The 16,832-nt window shown below is 54.6% G+C and carries 17 protein-coding genes and 1 tRNA gene; 1 reads left to right on the forward strand and 17 read right to left on the reverse strand.

Going from position 1 to position 16,832, the window contains the following annotated elements; translation table 11 throughout:
- Positions 1 to 104 precede the first annotated feature (104 nt).
- The 15 genes from JOD69_RS16350 to JOD69_RS16420 all read right to left on the reverse strand — a co-directional run bounded on the left by JOD69_RS16350 (position 105) and on the right by JOD69_RS16420 (position 12,058).
- A complete protein-coding gene (locus tag JOD69_RS16350) occupies positions 105 to 1,040 on the reverse strand; it encodes a Gfo/Idh/MocA family oxidoreductase (RefSeq protein ID WP_077731244.1) in 936 nt (311 codons plus the stop codon).
- A gap of 51 nt (positions 1,041 to 1,091) precedes the next feature.
- Positions 1,092 to 1,880, reverse strand: coding sequence for an acyl-ACP--UDP-N-acetylglucosamine O-acyltransferase (lpxA, locus tag JOD69_RS16355; protein WP_205781085.1), 789 nt, complete (start codon positions 1,878 to 1,880; stop codon positions 1,092 to 1,094).
- Between the two features lie 27 nt (positions 1,881 to 1,907).
- Positions 1,908 to 2,837, reverse strand: coding sequence for a site-specific tyrosine recombinase XerD (gene xerD / locus JOD69_RS16360; protein ID WP_077731245.1), 930 nt, complete (start codon positions 2,835 to 2,837; stop codon positions 1,908 to 1,910).
- A 127-nt stretch (positions 2,838 to 2,964) separates the two neighbouring features.
- Positions 2,965 to 3,315, reverse strand: a complete 351-nt coding sequence (gene rplS, locus JOD69_RS16365) for a 50S ribosomal protein L19 (RefSeq protein ID WP_077731246.1) — start codon at positions 3,313 to 3,315, stop codon at positions 2,965 to 2,967.
- 11 nt (positions 3,316 to 3,326) lie between these two features.
- The gene (trmD, locus tag JOD69_RS16370; RefSeq protein ID WP_086134462.1) at positions 3,327 to 4,076 is read right to left on the reverse strand and encodes a tRNA (guanosine(37)-N1)-methyltransferase TrmD; all 750 of its coding nucleotides are present in this window, start codon (positions 4,074 to 4,076) and stop codon (positions 3,327 to 3,329) included.
- Positions 4,077 to 4,088: 12 nt separating this feature from the next.
- On the reverse strand, positions 4,089 to 4,589 hold the full coding sequence (rimM, locus tag JOD69_RS16375) for a ribosome maturation factor RimM (protein WP_240507009.1): 501 nt from the start codon (positions 4,587 to 4,589) through the stop codon (positions 4,089 to 4,091).
- Positions 4,590 to 4,615: 26 nt separating this feature from the next.
- Entirely contained in the window at positions 4,616 to 4,879 is a 264-nt protein-coding gene (gene rpsP / locus JOD69_RS16380; protein ID WP_077731249.1) for a 30S ribosomal protein S16, read from the reverse strand.
- 225 nt (positions 4,880 to 5,104) lie between these two features.
- Positions 5,105 to 5,197, reverse strand: a tRNA-Ser gene (locus JOD69_RS16385).
- 24 nt (positions 5,198 to 5,221) lie between these two features.
- Entirely contained in the window at positions 5,222 to 5,428 is a 207-nt protein-coding gene (gene csrA, locus JOD69_RS16390; RefSeq protein ID WP_077731250.1) for a carbon storage regulator CsrA, read from the reverse strand.
- A gap of 133 nt (positions 5,429 to 5,561) precedes the next feature.
- Entirely contained in the window at positions 5,562 to 6,791 is a 1,230-nt protein-coding gene (locus JOD69_RS16395) for an aspartate kinase (RefSeq protein WP_077731251.1), read from the reverse strand.
- Positions 6,792 to 6,816: 25 nt separating this feature from the next.
- A complete protein-coding gene (alaS, locus tag JOD69_RS16400; RefSeq protein WP_086134461.1) occupies positions 6,817 to 9,417 on the reverse strand; it encodes an alanine--tRNA ligase in 2,601 nt (866 codons plus the stop codon).
- Between the two features lie 40 nt (positions 9,418 to 9,457).
- Entirely contained in the window at positions 9,458 to 9,898 is a 441-nt protein-coding gene (locus JOD69_RS16405; RefSeq protein ID WP_168175468.1) for a regulatory protein RecX, read from the reverse strand.
- A gap of 17 nt (positions 9,899 to 9,915) precedes the next feature.
- On the reverse strand, positions 9,916 to 10,965 hold the full coding sequence (recA, locus tag JOD69_RS16410; protein WP_077731254.1) for a recombinase RecA: 1,050 nt from the start codon (positions 10,963 to 10,965) through the stop codon (positions 9,916 to 9,918).
- A 39-nt stretch (positions 10,966 to 11,004) separates the two neighbouring features.
- Positions 11,005 to 11,580 (reverse strand): RNA 2',3'-cyclic phosphodiesterase, encoded by a 576-nt coding sequence (thpR, locus tag JOD69_RS16415; RefSeq protein ID WP_077731255.1) that lies wholly within the window; start codon positions 11,578 to 11,580, stop codon positions 11,005 to 11,007.
- The gene (locus JOD69_RS16420) at positions 11,564 to 12,058 is read right to left on the reverse strand and encodes a CinA family protein (RefSeq protein WP_077731256.1); all 495 of its coding nucleotides are present in this window, start codon (positions 12,056 to 12,058) and stop codon (positions 11,564 to 11,566) included. The genes thpR and JOD69_RS16420 overlap by 17 nt, the downstream gene beginning before the upstream one ends.
- A 54-nt stretch (positions 12,059 to 12,112) precedes the next feature.
- Between JOD69_RS16420 and mutS the strand changes: the two genes are divergently transcribed.
- Entirely contained in the window at positions 12,113 to 14,677 is a 2,565-nt protein-coding gene (gene mutS / locus JOD69_RS16425; RefSeq protein ID WP_210024079.1) for a DNA mismatch repair protein MutS, read from the forward strand.
- Positions 14,678 to 14,715: 38 nt separating this feature from the next.
- Here mutS and JOD69_RS16430 read toward each other — a convergent pair whose 3' ends face one another.
- Both JOD69_RS16430 and rseP read right to left on the reverse strand, forming a co-directional pair.
- On the reverse strand, positions 14,716 to 15,435 hold the full coding sequence (locus tag JOD69_RS16430; protein WP_077731258.1) for a DsbC family protein: 720 nt from the start codon (positions 15,433 to 15,435) through the stop codon (positions 14,716 to 14,718).
- 31 nt (positions 15,436 to 15,466) lie between these two features.
- Positions 15,467 to 16,828: an RIP metalloprotease RseP gene (gene rseP, locus JOD69_RS16435; RefSeq protein ID WP_077731259.1), complete on the reverse strand. Its 1,362-nt coding sequence runs from the start codon at positions 16,826 to 16,828 to the stop codon at positions 15,467 to 15,469.
- Positions 16,829 to 16,832: the final 4 nt, after the last annotated feature.

The raw sequence follows: 16,832 nt of genomic DNA on the forward strand, positions 1-16,832 counted from the left end.
GATCTATCTCTCCTGTAGGCGTTGTCATGACAAGCGTTGCGTAGCGACATTAAGCCCCCGCGACCGCAGCGCCAGGGGCAGGAAAACCATTCAGGCGTGAATGGTCAGGCGTTGAGTAGCCGGGTGATTTCGGTAGCCGTTGCCAGAGCGCGCCGTCCGGCATGCCCGGACACTAAAGGCTCGCGTCCGTTCCGGATGCAAGCGACGAAATGCTTGATCTCCTCCATCAGAGCATCTCCGTTGTCGAACACGGACTCTTCACTGACGATTTCCGGTATGCCGGGAAACATCTCGCCCTCACCTTTACGATGGCGCGTCAGCGCGCGATTTTGGAAATCAACGGAAATATAAGCATTGGGCATGAACATACGCATCTTGCGTTCGACTTTCTGGCTGACGCGGCTGGCCGTGACGTTGGCCACGCTGCCATTCTTGAACGCAATGCGCGCGTTGGCGATATCGACGTCACCGGTCAATACCGGCACGCCTTTGGCGTCGATGCGGTCGACTTCACAATCGACCAAATCCAGGATGATATCGATATCGTGGATCATAAGATCAAGCACTACGCTGACGTCGTTGGCGCGTGGTTTGAACGGCGCCAAACGGTGCGATTCGATAAAAATCGGCTTGTCCTCGGTCAGATCGAGAGCCAATAGAGCGGCGTTGAAGCGTTCCAGATGCCCCACCATGAGCACGCGGCACTTTTCTTCGGCGATGCGGATAAGCTCATCGGCCTCCTCTACCGTCACCGTGATCGGCTTTTCCACCAGCACATGCGCTCCCACCGCCAAGAAATCCTTGGCCACTTGGTGATGCAAGCTGGTCGGTACCACGATGCTCACGGCATCGACTCGGCCGAGCAGTTCCCGGTAGTCAGTCAGCGCCTGGCTACCGGTCTTATCCGCTACGGCTTGGGCTGTCCGCAGATCCGTATCGACTACGGCGACCAATTCGCAATCAGGAAGTGCAGCATATTTTTCCGCGTGGAACTTCCCCAAGTAACCGACTCCGATCACGGCACATTTCAGTGAACTCATGGCGCTTTTTAAACTGAGAAAGAAAGTGGATGCGTCGATGTATCGACCGATTCAATCTTCACCACGGGCATGTATATCGATAAACCCCAAAGTCCCGTGGCGCTTCGATTCTTCCGCCAGCCAACGTCGAAGATAGGCCAGTTCCGGCGTATCCGGCAAGTCGTCCAGGCTCTTTTTGTTCCGCAAACGCCGGTAGGCGGTCGATACGGCTTTCAGACGTTCTCCGTCGATCCCCGCGCGCCGCATACCTACCAGGTTCAGCCGATAATGCTTACCCGGTCTTCCACCTACCATCGTAAAGGGAATAACGTCTCTATTGATACCCGCAAGTCCCTGCAAGATCGCGAAGCTACCGATGCGGCAGAACTGGTGAACCATGACCCCGCCCCCGAAAAAAACCCGGTCCCCTACCTGAACATGGCCGCCGAGTGTGGCACCGCTGGCGAAAATATTGTTGTCGCCCAGCCGGCAGTCGTGTGCCACGTGACTATTGTTCATCAGATAGTTATTCGCGCCGATCCGCGTAGCGTCGCCCTTTCGGGTGGCTCTACTCACGGTCACGCCTTCGCGAAAAACATTGGCGTCGCCAATCTCCACATAGGTTTCCGTTAGAGGATCGAACCCCAGATCCTGGGGCAATCCGCCGATGACCGCCTGTGGACAGACGTGGTTGTTCCTACCCATGCGAACGTACGAATGAATGACGGCATGGGCCTCGATGCGACAACCTTCCCCGATTTCGGTGCGGCTCTCAATCACGGCGTAAGGACCCACCGAAACGCCTATCCCTAGTTTGGCATCCGGAGCGATGCAGGCGGTAGGATGTATATTCGCAATCATAAATCCTCGGCTAAGCTCAGAACGGTTTCAACCGCGCGGATGACAGCGGGCGTGAAGGTCTTTTAAGCGCTCCTGGGCGACGTGGGTATAAATTTGTGTGCTCGACAAATCACTGTGCCCTAATAAGAGTTGAACCACCCGAAGATCAGCGCCATGATTCAGCAAATGTGTAGCGAAAGCGTGTCTCAAAGTATGGGGCGAAAGCGGCTTATGAATGCCGGCCAGCAAAGCATAGCGCTTAATGAGGTGCCAAAAGGCCTGGCGCGTCATTGCGGCTCCGCGATCCGTGACGAACACATCGTCGCTGCGTCTCCCCCTCAGGATCATCGGCCGTGCCGACTTCAGGTAACGGTTCACCCAATCTTCCGCCTCTTCGCCGATGGGTACCAAGCGATCCTTGCGTCCCTTACCCACTACGCGAACGACACCTTGGCGGAGATTCAATTGCCCGAGCGTAAGCCCGACCAATTCGCTTACACGAAGTCCGGTGGCATAAAGGACTTCCAGCATAACCCGATCCCGGCAGCCTAAAGGCTCATCGGTGTTCGGAGCCTCCAGCAAGGCTTCCACATCCTTCTCCGTGAGCGTTTTCGGTAGCGGGCGCCCGATGCGAGGCGCCTCTATGGACACGGTCGGATCTCTATCTACGCAGCCTTCGCGAGTGGCGAATAAGTAAAACTTCCGCAGGCTCGAAAGGAGTCGGGCGCTGGTCCGCTCACTCGCCTTCTGACGATATTTCAGCGCCAAGTAGCCTTCTATCTCGCCCGCCTCTACCTGGCAAAGCGATTTTTTGTGCGTATTGCTCAACCAAACGGCAAACAGGCTGACGTCACTTCCGTACGCTTTTTGAGTGTTCTCGCTTAATCCTTCTTCGACCCAGAGGGCGTTCATGAAACGCCGGATCAGATCACCATCCGAATCGGCAATGCGAGGTTCAATCGAGCCAACAGCCTTCATGCCTTATGAACGATGGCGTTTTCACAAAACGCGCCTGATTTATCTCGGTCCCCATACGACAAACGGGCAGCGCTCGCTGCCCGTCCTCGATTCCCGCATCAATCGCCGCGGCGATTTCTCGTTCCGATCAAATTTTTTCTTTGATACGGGCGGCCTTGCCGGTGCGGCTGCGGAGATAATAAAGTTTCGCGCGACGAACGTCGCCGCGGCGCTTAACCTGAATATCCTGGACCTGAGGACTATAGGTTTGGAAAACCCTTTCCACGCCCTCGCCATGAGAAATTTTACGCACCGTGAAAGCGGAATTGTATCCCCTGTTCCGCTTGGCGATGACCACGCCTTCATAGGCCTGCAGGCGCTCGCGATTTCCCTCTTTCACCTTCACCTGTACGACCACGGTGTCGCCTGGACCAAAGTCCGGGACCGTTTTCTGGCTCATCCATTCGCGCTCAAGTTGCTGAATAATGTGACTGGACATTGCGATTCCCCTTAATTCGTTCCGGCTTTCAATTCGTGTTTAAACTCTTCCAGCAAATTCCGCTGCTCCGCATCGAGCTCAAGCTTAGCTAATAAATCTGGTCTTCTTAACCAAGTTCGGCCCAGGGACTGTTTCAAGCGCCAGCGTCTGATCGCAGCATGGTCTCCACTCTGCAAAATCTCAGGAACTCGCCGGCCATCGAGCATTTCAGGCCGAGTGTAATGGGGGCAATCCAACAACCCCGCCATGTGCGAGTCCTGAACAGCCGAATCTGCATGCCCTAAAACACCAGGCAGCAATCTAACCACCGCATCGAACATCACCAGCACCGCCAACTCGCCACCGCTCAAGACATAGTCACCTATCGACCACTCTTCGTCGATTTCGGCTTCGATCAGGCGCTCGTCGACTCCCTCGTAGCGTCCGGCAACCAGAACAAGTCTCGGCTGCCGAGAAAGACGAACGACAACATCTTGAGTCAACAAACCGCCTTGCGGGCTCAAATAAATCGTCTTTGCGGCTAGATTCGAGTCAGCTCGTGCCGCACGGATTGCACTGCGCAACGGCTCGACTTTCATAACCATGCCCGGCCCACCGCCGTAGGGACGATCATCTACCGTTCTATGCCGATCCGAGGTCCAGTCCCGCGGATTCCAGAGCTTGAGATCGACAATCCCTCTTTCGATTGCCCGCCCGGTTACACCGCACCTGGCGGCACTTTCGACCATTTCGGGGAACAGGGTAACGACATCGAAACGCATTGAGCTACGGCTCTAAAAATCCGGATCCCAATCTACGATTAGAACACCCTCATTCAAGTCGACACTCTTAACGAATTCGCCGACCACAAAAGGGATCAAGCGCTCTCGCTCGCCGTGAACCGTCATAACATCGTTCGCACCGGTTTCCATCATGCCGGTCACGGCACCCAGACTAATGCCGGATGTCGTACGGACCTCAAGCCCGATCAAATCCGCCCAATAATATTCGCCTGGCTTCGTTGGCTGAAACTGTTCTCTGTTAACGAAGATATTCAGCGTAGATAACTGCAACGCTTGGTCACGGTTATCCACACCCTCCAGATGCGCTACGACCGTGTTCCCATGCCGGCGCCCGCCGACGATCTTAAATTCCTTTTGAGCTTTCTCATCGCCGATCAGCCACGGCGAATAACTCAAGATATTGTCTGGCGGATCGGTATGTGAGCGAACTCTTACCCACCCTCGGACGCCAAACGCACCCAACACTTCACCGGCGACAATCTGCCGCGCCACTGTAAACCTGTGTCGCGGGAATAAATTTAAGCCGCAGCCGAGTCTGCGCCTTTCCGAAATTCCTTAATCAAGGAGTGAACCCGTTCGGTCGTCTTGGCGCCTTGACTCAGCCAATACTGAACACGCGCATCATTTAAACGCAGTCTTTCGTCTTTCCCGGAAGCGATCGGGTTAAAAAACCCAACTCGCTCAATGTAACGACCATCTCGTTTACATCTGCTGTCGGCAACAACGACATGATAGAAAGGGCGCTTTTTTGCGCCACCACGGGCAAGACGAATCGTGACCATTAAATTTCCTCTTAAGGATGCAAGAACAACCCGAAAAAACCAGATATTTTACCGAAAAACCTGTTTATGTGAAGACTTGGCCGCCAAAATCATGCCAAACCAAGACTCAGCGCCAAAATTGAAACAGATTTGCGTCATACGGGCTAGATTGAAAACAGACTCGCAGCTCCCGAACCCACCCGAACCGGGTAATCGCCACTCGAGATCTTCTGCGCTTTAATGGAATGGCGGAGAGAGAGGGATTCGAACCCTCGATAGAGCTTTTGACCCTATACTCCCTTAGCAGGGGAGCGCCTTCAGCCTCTCGGCCATCTCTCCGAAACTGACGAGATTATAATCGACTTATTCCGTATGCTCAGCTGTTTTTTCTGGTGTTTGAGCCTGCTGCTCTCTTTTTATGCGCTCATAGATCTCTTCCCGATGCACAGAAACTTCCTTGGGCGCGTTCACACCAATGCGAACCTGATTACCTTTTACCCCTAATACGGTAACCGTTACATCATCCCCGATCATCAGAGTCTCACCGACTCTACGAGTCAATATCAACATAAATCCTTCCTTTCCGGTCGCTCGTGACCTACCTTAAAATGGTGCCGCTTGCCGCAACACCAAGCCAACCAACACAAACGGTTAAGCGCTATATTATATCAGTTTTTCTTATGTTTATAATGAAAATTTGACCTCACGCCGCTTCCACCGACTGATCGAGATTAAAGGCTTCGTGCAAACTCCGAACTGCGAGTTCCAGATATTTTTCATTCAAAACTACAGAAATCTTGATTTCGGAGGTCGATATCATCTGGATATTGATCCCCTCTTTTGCAAGAGCCTCGAACATCTTGCTGGCAATCCCGGCGTGCGAGCGCATCCCGACACCAACCAAGGATACTTTGACAATCTTGTCATCACCAGCAACTTCGCGCGCGCCGAGTTCGGCGCAAGTGCTATGCAGAATGTCCAAAGCTTTTCCATAGTCATTGCGATGCACTGTAAACGTGAAATCGGTTGTGCCGTCCTCTCCGATATTTTGGACAATCATATCGACTTCAATATTCGCATTTGCGATGGGACCAAGGATTTTATAGGCGATGCCTGGACGATCGGGCACACCCATAATGGTCAGCTTAGCTTCGTCTCGATTGAACGCTATGCCGGAAATTAGCGGCTTTTCCACGTTTTCTTCCTCGTAACTGATCAACGTGCCAGGGCCTTCCTTAAAACTCGAAAGCACCCGTAGAGGGACATTGTATTTACCGGCGAACTCGACTGATCGAATCTGCAATACTTTCGATCCCAAACTCGCCATTTCTAACATTTCTTCGAATGTAATTCGGTCCAGCCGCCTGGCGCGCGGCTCAACGCGCGGATCGGTGGTGTAAACACCATCCACGTCGGTGTAGATCAAGCACTCACTCGCTTTGAGCGCCGCAGCCAGGGCTACCGCCGTGGTATCCGACCCGCCGCGCCCCAATGTGGTGATATCACCATCCTCGGTGATGCCTTGAAAACCGGCTACCACCACCACCCTGCCCCGACCGAGATCACTCAAGATGCGATCGGTGTCGATATTCAAAATACGCGCCTTCGTATGGGCGCGGTCGGTGACGATTCTGACTTGCCCGCCAGTGTATGAGCATGCCGGGATGCCCTTTTCGTGCAGAGCCATGCACAGAAGAGCTATGGTGATCTGCTCACCCGTAGCGAGCAGTACATCCATTTCCCGCGGCTCGGGACGCGCCTGAATATCCTGAGCCAAGGTCACCAGACGATTGGTTTCTCCACTCATTGCAGATACGACAACAACGATGTCCTCGCCTCTCCCTCGCGCTTTGACAATGTTGTCGGCGACATGTCGTATTCGCTCGGTACTACCCACCGACGTACCGCCGTATTTATGTACGTATAAGGCCATGTTCTTCTGAGAAGTCTGTCTGTGATTATGCCGTATGGCGCCGCACCCAATCCGGTACGCTCTTCAACGCTGCGTCCAGCATTGCCGGATTGGTCCCCCCAGCTTGAGCCATATCGGCTCGGCCGCCACCTTTTCCGCCGACCTGCACGGCCACTGCGTTAACCAAATCCCCGGCCTTGATCCGGTTTATCTGATCTTTGGTTACTCCGGCGATCAGCGTCACCTTATCTTCTTTGACCGACCCCAGCACGATCGCTGCACTCCCCAGCTTATTCCTGAGTTGATCGACCATATCCCGAAGCCCTTTCGGATCGCTTTCTTCCACTTTTGCCGCCAAAACTTTCACTCCGTCGACCGATATCGCCCGAGAGACCAGATCGTCACCTGCGGCACTCGCCAGCTTTGCTTTGAGTCGGTCCAATTCCTTCTCCAAAGAACGATTTCTTTCGAGAAGCTGGTTCACTTTTTCATCCAAAGCGTCCCGCCCGGCTTTCACTCTCTCTTCGAGAGACAGCAAGATGCGATCGTTTTTCTCTATCCAATCGACAGCGGCCTCACCTGTAACCGCTTCGATTCTACGAACTCCGGCTGCCACTCCGGTTTCGCTCACGATCTTAAACAAGCCAATGTCACCAGCGCGTTTGACATGAATTCCGCCGCACAATTCGGTCGAAAAATCGCCGATCCGAAGGACACGCACGTTATCGCCATACTTCTCACCAAACAAGGCCATCGCTCCCGCCTTGATGGCGGCCTCCCTCGGCATCATTTCCGCCGTTACGGCATTGTTGGCACGAATCTGTTCATTCACCAACCGTTCGATCGTCTCGATTTGCTCCGCCGTTACCGGCGCAAAGTGGGAAAAATCGAAACGTAACCGGTCGGGATCAACCAGGGAGCCCTTCTGAGTCACGTGATCCCCTAAAACTTTCCTTAATGCCGCGTGCAGCAAGTGAGTCGCGGAATGATTGAGCGCCGTAGCATTGCGAGACTCGACATCGACTTCCGCCTCGCAAATCGAACCGGCTTTGAACTCGCCTTTCAATACTCGCCCGATATGAAGAATCAAATCGCCGGTCTTCTTCTGGGTATCCGATACTTCGAACAGATTGTCGCCCGCGCGAATGATGCCTCGATCGCCGACCTGTCCACCAGACTCGGCGTAGAACGGAGTTTTGGCCAAAATCAGAATGCCTTCCTCGCCGGCCGATAGAGTCTCAACGGGCTTGCCATCCCGTAGCGCCGCCTCAACGGCTGTCTCCTCATGCGAACTCTTATAACCGGTGAATTCACAGCGTACGTCGAGATGTACATCGTGGGAGTAATCGACGCCGAAATGACTGGCCGCGCGCGCGCGCTCCCGCTGCTCCTCCATTGCTTTCTCGAAACCTTCCAGGTCCAAAATCAGACCATGCTCACGGGCAAAATCGGCTGTTAAATCAACCGGAAAGCCGTAGGTGTCATAAAGCTGAAACACAGCATCGCCGGAAATCGTCTTGCCGCTCATCCCCTTGAGATGGGCTTCCAGAACTCTCATCCCTTGCTCCAAGGTTTCGGCAAAACGCTCTTCTTCCTTCTTTAGGACTTGCTCCACCATGGACCGCGCCGCAGCCAAATCCGGATACGCATCACCCATCTGAGCGCAAAGCGGACCAACCAACCGGTAAAAGAAGGTCTCGCGAATCCCCAGCTTGTAACCGTGGCGAATCGCTCTTCGAATGATACGACGGAGCACATAGCCGCGCCCCTCGTTGGACGGCAAAACGCCGTCGGCAATCAGGAAAGCACACGAGCGAATATGATCGGCCAGTACTCTCAACGAGCTGTTGTCGGTGCTTTCGACTCGCGCAAGATCCGCTGCGGCCCTTATCAAAGCCTTAAAGATGTCGATTTCGTAATTGCTGTGTACGCCTTGAACGACGGCAGCAATCCGCTCCAAGCCCATACCTGTATCGACCGACGGCCTAGGCAATGGCGTAAGCGTTCCATCCGGAGCACGATCGTACTGCATGAATACGAGATTCCAGATTTCGATGTACCTATCGCCATCCTCGTTGAGCGAACCGGGCGGACCTCCCGGAATCCCTTCGCCATGGTCATAGAAAATTTCGGTACAAGGGCCACAGGGCCCCGTGTCGCCCATGCTCCAGAAGTTATCCTTAGAGCCTATGCGTGCAAACCGTGTTGGATCAACGCCTACATCGTTAAGCCAGATCGCCTCGGCTTCCTTATCCTGGTCGTAAACCGTAACCCAGAGCCGCTCGGCCGGCAGCTTCAAAACCCCGGTCAAAAATTCCCACGCGTAATGAATCGCATCACGCTTGAAATAATCGCCGAAGCTGAAATTCCCCAGCATCTCGAAGAACGTATGGTGGCGCGCCGTATATCCAACGTTTTCCAAGTCGTTGTGCTTACCACCCGCTCTTACGCAGCGTTGCGCCGAGGCCGCGCGAACGTACGGACGCTCTTCTCGCCCCAAAAACACGTCTTTGAATTGAACCATACCCGCGTTCGTGAACAGCAGAGTAGGATCATCGGCCGGAATCAACGAGCTGGATGGAACGACCGTATGTTGCCGCCCCTCGAAATACTTCAAAAAAAGTGAACGCAGTTCTGCGCTGGTCATTTCGCTGCTACCGATGGTTTCATTCTTATTCTTGTGAGGATTATTCGCTGTCAGGATATCTCAAGCGTTTGAACAAGCGGCGGATCTGATCCGATTCGAAGCCACGTCGCCTAAGAAAGCGCTCCCGCGCCGCACGCTCTAGGAGCGAATCCGGAATGGTCTCGCCATACCTTTTGACATAAGTTTTATGGATCAACGCGTCCCAATCCCGATCATTTTCCAGCGATTTATCCACGTCGACGCCGTGCTGTCGCAACTCCTGTCTAATCCGGTACGCTCCGTATCCCTTTTCGGCGCGACTGCGCGCGAACACTTCAGCGAAACGCCCATCGCTCTGCAAGCCTTGAGATGCCAGATCTGCAACGACTTGCTCAACCACGGCTTCCGAATACCCCTTGCGGCAAAGCTTCTGCCGCAGCTCCGCACTGCTGCATTCGCGATGTGAAAGATAACGCAGGGCCGCAGCCTTTACCGCCTGCAACGAGTCGGGAACGTCGCTCAGGATCCGGCCTCCTCAAGCGGATCGGACGCAGCGACCTGCCCCACTGCAGGGGCGCTGCTGCCGAAGGCTTTTTCACGAATCTTAGACTCGATGCTTTCAGCCAACTCCGGACGCTCTTTCAGGAAATTGCGAGCGTTATCCTTACCTTGGCCGATACGCTCCGCTCCGAGACTGTACCAGGAGCCCGACTTCTGCAGAATGCCGTAATTCACGCCCAAATCGACCAATTCGCCTTCGTGGGAAACGCCTTCGCCGTAAAGAATTTCGAAATCCGCATTCCTGAACGGAGGCGCCACTTTGTTCTTCACCACCTTGACACGAGTCTCGTTGCCGACCACTTCGTCACCATTCTTGATCGCCCCCAAACGGCGAATATCGAGACGAACCGAAGCGTAAAATTTGAGTGCATTTCCGCCGGTTGTCGTCTCCGGATTGCCGAACATAACGCCGATCTTCATGCGGATCTGATTGATGAAAATGACCAAAGTATTCGAGCGCTTGATATTGGCCGTAAGTTTTCGCAGCGCCTGAGACATCAAACGAGCCTGAAGACCGACATGGGAGTCGCCCATTTCGCCTTCGATTTCCGCTTTAGGCGTTAAAGCCGCCACTGAGTCGATCACGACGATGTCGACGCCGCCCGACCGAACCAACATGTCGGCGATTTCCAGTGCCTGCTCGCCGGTATCGGGCTGGGATACCAGCAAATCGTCCAGATTGACACCAATTTTTTCCGCGTAAACGGGGTCTAGGGCGTGCTCGGCATCGACGAAAGCCGCAACCCCGCCCCGCTTTTGAGCCTGAGCAATGACTTCGAGCGTCAGAGTCGTCTTGCCGGATGATTCGGGACCGTATATTTCTACGATACGTCCGCGAGGCAAACCGCCGCAGCCCAATGCGATATCGAGAGACAGCGAGCCCGTGGGAATGACTTCGAGGTCACGCATTGCGGGGACATCCCCCATCCGCATCACGGACCCTTTGCCAAACTGCTTTTCGATTTGCGAAAGCGCTGCACTCAACGCTTTCTTTTTGTTTTCGTCCATTAGATTAATACTGACTAAACCGTTGTAAATAATTACTAATTATCTCACAGACGAATCGTCGGGAATAGCCTGAAAACTCGGCAGGTTCCAGCTCTTCCGCACCAGATACAGTGAGCCGGCGCGGCTAATTTGGGACTCGATCAGACTGAACGAACTCACGCGCCAACGGATCGGATCGTCGATAGTCTGTGACGACACACTGTCGCGGCAAGCTTTCCTGGCCAGCGTCAGATGCGCCCGGAATGGCCTGTTTTCCATGACAAACCCAATTCGACCGAGGCCGGCAGTCAAACTGTTTGCCAAATGGTTCAGCGCTTCCGGCGCACTCAGGGGCGACAGGCAGATAATTCCCTTTTTCGGCCAAAACTCGATTCGATCGAGACTCAGCTCAAATGACTGTCCGACAATGCTGTCGCCAACCTGACTGACCACCGGCAACCGATCTTCATTCACTTCTCCCAAAAAAGCCAGTGTAATATGAAGATTTTCCCCCTTTACCCACTTAGCCGTAGCCGTTTGCTTGAGCGTATCGACAAGCTGCGCCAGTGAAGCGCGTACCGCCCCGTCTGGCCAAAGAGCGAAAAACAAACGAAGCGTTTTAATCTCGGCAGACATCAAGAATACCTTGAAGCGCGACTCTAACCGCTTGCCGCCTGACCTGACGCCGATCACCGCCGAACTGCATGTGTTTTACGCGGCAGATGCCATCGCCCCGCTGCCAAGCGAACCATACGGTGCCCACAGGCTTATCCGGCGTACCGCCGGTCGGCCCGGCGATTCCGCTAACGGCCGCCGCCACGCCCGCCGCACTATGACTCAAGGCACCCGCAGCCATGGCTCGCACCGTTTCGACGCTGACAGCGCCATAAACTTCGATGATTTCGCTCGGCACGCCCAGCAACTCGTACTTCGCCTGATTGCTGTAGGTGACGAACCCTCTATCGAACCAAGCGGAGCTTCCGGGCACATCGGTGATACATTGGGCCACCCACCCACCGGTGCAAGACTCGGCCAAGACTAGCACTCGCTCCTGAAGCCTCAGGATCTGCCCAACCTCGCGCGCCAACGCGTATAACGCTTCGTCCTCCGCCATATGTCAGCCATTCGCTCAATCGCAGACCTTTATTCTATCCGATAAACTACTCTGATGACCGATCAAGCAACCACACTCTCCAGACATACCCCACTGATGCAGCAGTACCTGCGCATCAAGGCCGAACACCCCGAGCAGCTTCTCTTTTTCCGAATGGGGGATTTTTACGAACTCTTCTACGAGGATGCGCGTAAAGCCGCACAACTCCTGGACATCACCTTGACCGCTAGGGGCGAATCGGCCGGCGAACGCATACCTATGGCGGGTGTCCCCTATCATGCCGTCGATGGTTATCTCGCTCGACTGATCAAACTCGGTGAATCGGTTGCGATCTGTGAACAAATTGGAGATCCAGCCGCTTCCAAAGGTCCCGTCGAACGCAAGGTCGTACGCATCGTCAGCCCCGGCACAGTGACCGAAGAGGCCTTGCTGGAGGATCGCAAAGAGAATCTATTGGTCGCCATAGTCCAGCTCGGCGAAATTTATGGTCTCGCCGGATTAGACCTGGCCGGCGGACGATTCACAGTTCAGCAGGTCACCAGCCTGGAGAGATTAGCCGGCGAACTGGAGCGTTTAAATCCTTCTGAGCTACTCATCAGCGAAGAATGGTCGCCACCACCAACCATAGCCGCAAGGCGTGGGATCACCCGGCGACCGTCTTGGCACTTCGACCCCGAGAGCGCACGCCATCGATTGCTTCTTCAATTCAAAACTCAAGATCTCTCCGGCTTCGGCTGCGAAGGTTCGCCCGCGGCGATCGCCGCCGCAGGTTGTTTGCTTCAATATGTTCAGGACACCCAAAAAAGCGCGCTGCCCCACATCCAAGGGTTACGGACAGAAACTGGCGAGGAAAGCATCATCCTGGACGCGGCAAGCCGGCGCAACTTGGAATTGGATTTTCATCCGTCGGGTCGGGTCAATCTTACCGTGTTCGGCGTACTCGACCGCACCTCAACCGCCATGGGCGGACGCCTGCTGCGACGCTGGCTCCATCATCCTCTACGAGATCAACGCATTCTTTATCAGCGTTACGAGGCCATAGAGGCACTACGCAAAGATAGGAATTACGCTTCCATTCGCGATGTGCTTGCATCAGTCGGGGACATTGAACGCATCGTCGCCCGCATCGCGCTCAAATCGGCGCGGCCGCGGGATCTCGTGGTATTGCGAGCATCGTTAGGTACGCTACCCGAGCTCTTAAATCAGCTCGAAACCCTGGAGAGCACGCTCCTTACGGACATACGGCAGCGGATTCGAGAGCAGCCTGAAATTTACCAACTGCTCGATCGCGCGATCATAGAAAACCCGCCTATGCTGATCCGCGATGGCGGCGTCATTGCCGAAGGTTACCATCCGGAACTGGACGAACTACGCAACCTCAGCCAAAACACGGAACGCTTCCTGGTTGACCTCGAGCAGCGGGAACGCCAGCGAACTGGGCTATCAAACCTAAAGGTCGGATACAATCGTGTGCAAGGCTTCTATCTCGAGCTTTCCCGCACGCAGGCCGACAGGGTCCCGGCAGACTACATCCGGCGCCAAACCTTGAAGGGTGCCGAGCGCTATATCACGCCAGAACTAAAAGCCTTTGAAGATAAGGTGCTGAGCGCACGGGAACGCTCCCTAGCGTTTGAGAAAGCCCTTTATGACGAGCTATTGGATATTCTTGGCACGTCGATAAAAGCGCTGCAGGACTGCGCTTCAGGGCTCTCGGAGCTGGACGTCTTGGCCAACCTGGCCGAGCGCGCCGAAAGCCTGAACCTCACCATGCCCCTACTAATCAAGGAACCAGGCATTCGCATCACAGGCGGCCGCCATCCCGTCGTCGAAACGGTTGCCGATACGCCGTTTGTCCCCAACGATTTGGAACTCAACTCCGACCGCCGCATGCTCATTATCACCGGCCCCAATATGGGCGGGAAATCCACTTATATGCGCCAAACCGCACTTATCGTCTTAATGGCTCATATCGGCAGCTACGTGCCTGCGGAAGCGGCGATGATAGGCCCGATCGACCGGATTTTCACCCGGATCGGTGCCTCCGACGACTTGGCCAGCGGCCGATCGACATTTATGGTCGAGATGACCGAGACCGCGAACATCCTTCATAACGCGACATCATCAAGTCTCGTGCTAATGGATGAGATCGGTCGCGGCACCAGCACCTTTGATGGCTTGGCGCTGGCCTGGGCAACGGCCGACTACTTGGCACGCAAGATCCAGGCGTTCACGCTTTTTGCGACCCACTACTTCGAATTGATTACGCTGCCTGACGAGTGCCCCGGGGTACAGAACGTCCATCTGGACGCAGTAGAGCACGGCGATGGGGTCGTGTTCCTTCATGCCGTCAAGGACGGCCCGGCCAACCAGAGCTACGGACTCCAGGTGGCTGCTCTGGCTGGCGTGCCGAGAACGGTGATTGACAACGCGCGCAAGAAGTTGACGGTTCTGGAGAACCAGACCTATGCGGAACATCAAAGCGAAGCACGGCAATTCGACCTTTTCGCGAATGCCGAGCCTCACCCTGCGTTGGATCTGCTCAGAACGATCAGACCCGAAGAAATCACACCCAAACAGGCCTTGGACTTGCTGTTCACCCTAAAGGACTTGACGAACTGAGAGCAAGACGCTGGAGTCGACCACGCCTAAATGGGCGCTTATTTTTCGCTCTCTTGAGCCAAAATCTTGGCCAATTGACTAGCCGGCACGTATCCCGGCAGTATGTTCCCTTTCTCGGTGACAAGCATGGGCGTTCCGGCGGCGCCCATTTGCGTTCCCAGTGTCAGATGCCGATCTACCGGGTTGTCGCATTGCCGGTTTTCGATGGTCTCGCCACGCTTCGCCTTGGTCAAAGCCGCGTTGCGATCGTCCGCACACCACACCGACACCGCTTTCTTGTAGGAATCAGAGCCTTCGCCAGCGCGCGGGAAAAACAGGTAACGAATCTCGATACCTTCCGTTAGATACTGATCGATCTCCGAATGCAGTTTTCGACAGTAGCCGCAATCGATATCGGTGAACACGTATAGCAAGTGCTTCGAACTCTTAGGCTTGAAGACTATCATGTTGTCTGAGCCGACTTTTTTCAGAGAACTGACTCGAGCGTCGGCCAGCTTGCCTTCCGTTAAATCTTCGCGCGCCTTAATATCGATCATCGAGCCCTGAAACAAATACCGACCGTCCTCCGAAACATAGAACAGCTTCGGCCCAACAACGACTTCGTAAAGCCCCGACATGGCGGACGGTGTGATCGAATCCGGCTTGACTCCGGGCAAAGCGTCCTTTAACGCTTGTTCAATGGCTTTATTGTCGGCATAGGCCGGCCCGAAAAAAAGAGCCGCCATGCCCAAGAATGCGACGCCCCAATGTGTTTTCATGAATGTATCCGTGGGTTGCTTCGGTTTCGATTTATGTCAGCAAACGCTCGATGTCGAGAATGAATGCCAGACTCATCAAGGATAACAGAATGAATAAGCCGATTTGCTGAAAGAACGCTTGCGTCTGCTCCGACACGGGACTGCCTTTGACAGCCTCGACCAGATAAAACATGAGATGTCCGCCGTCGAGCACGGGAATCGGCAATAAATTCAACACGGCCAAGCTGACGCTGACAATGGCGAGAAACTTAAGAAATTGACTAAAGCCTATGCTCGCCGATTTTCCGGCATACTGAGCGATGCTGATCGGACCACTCAGGTTTTCGATGCCTGCTTTACCGACCAGCATCCGCCCGATCATTTTCAAAGTCAAAACGGAGTAATCGCCGGTTTTTTCTACTGCGGCCACAAACGCAGGAAGCACGCCGAGACGATACTCTACCTGCATTGCATCAATAAGGTGCTCGGGTATCTGAACTGCAGCGCCTATTCTCCCGATACGACCTTCTTCCGATTCAACCGGCGTCGGCGTTACCGAGCGAGACAAGCGCTCGCCACCGCGCTCCACGACGACTTCGAGCGAAGCGTTGGGATGGGCGCGCACATGATCCACCCACTCCCGCCATGTCCTAATCGGTCTGCCGTCCACACTTACCAGCCTATCGCCAGCCTGCAACCCGGCTCTCTCCGCCGCACCGCCCGGCTCGACCCTATCGATAATCGGCGGAATATCCGGCTCCCAAGGACGAATGCCCAGGCGCTGATACAATAAATTAGGCTGCTGTGCGAGTTCCTCCGGTACCGTCAGGGTTCGCTGCAGTTGTTCACCGCCCTTCGTCTTGACGTCGACGGGAATCGCTTCACCCTCCATGATTCGCTCCAGCAATTCGCCCATGGCTTGGTTCCAGGTAGGCGTCGCTTCACCTGCCACAGCCACAATCTCGTCGCCTTCCGCAAACCCGACCTGAGCCGCCAACGAGCCGCTGGCCACGGGTCCCAACACGGGGCGCATGCCGGTTTCGCCGATCATGAAAACCGCCCAGTAGACCAGAATCGCTAAAATGAAATTGAAGAACGGTCCTGCAAATACAATCGCTACGCGACGAATTAGAGATTGACGGTTGAAAGCATAAGGCAGATCAGCCGGTGCTACTGTTCCCTCCCGTTCATCCACCATTTTCACATAGCCGCCCAAGGGAAGCGCCGCCACGGTGAATTCGGTGCTATCAGGCGTTCTTTGATGACGCCAGAGAATCTTCCCGAACCCCAACGAAAACCGGATAACCTTAACTCCTAATTTCCGCGCAGCCCAAAAATGGCCCAACTCATGAAAGGCGATCAGGATTGTTAACGCTACGATGAAGTAAAAAAGCGTATGAAGGAGCGAAAACATGGGA

Source organism: Methylocaldum sp. RMAD-M, from assembly GCF_017832375.1.
In the GTDB taxonomy this organism is placed as follows: domain Bacteria; phylum Pseudomonadota; class Gammaproteobacteria; order Methylococcales; family Methylococcaceae; genus Methylocaldum.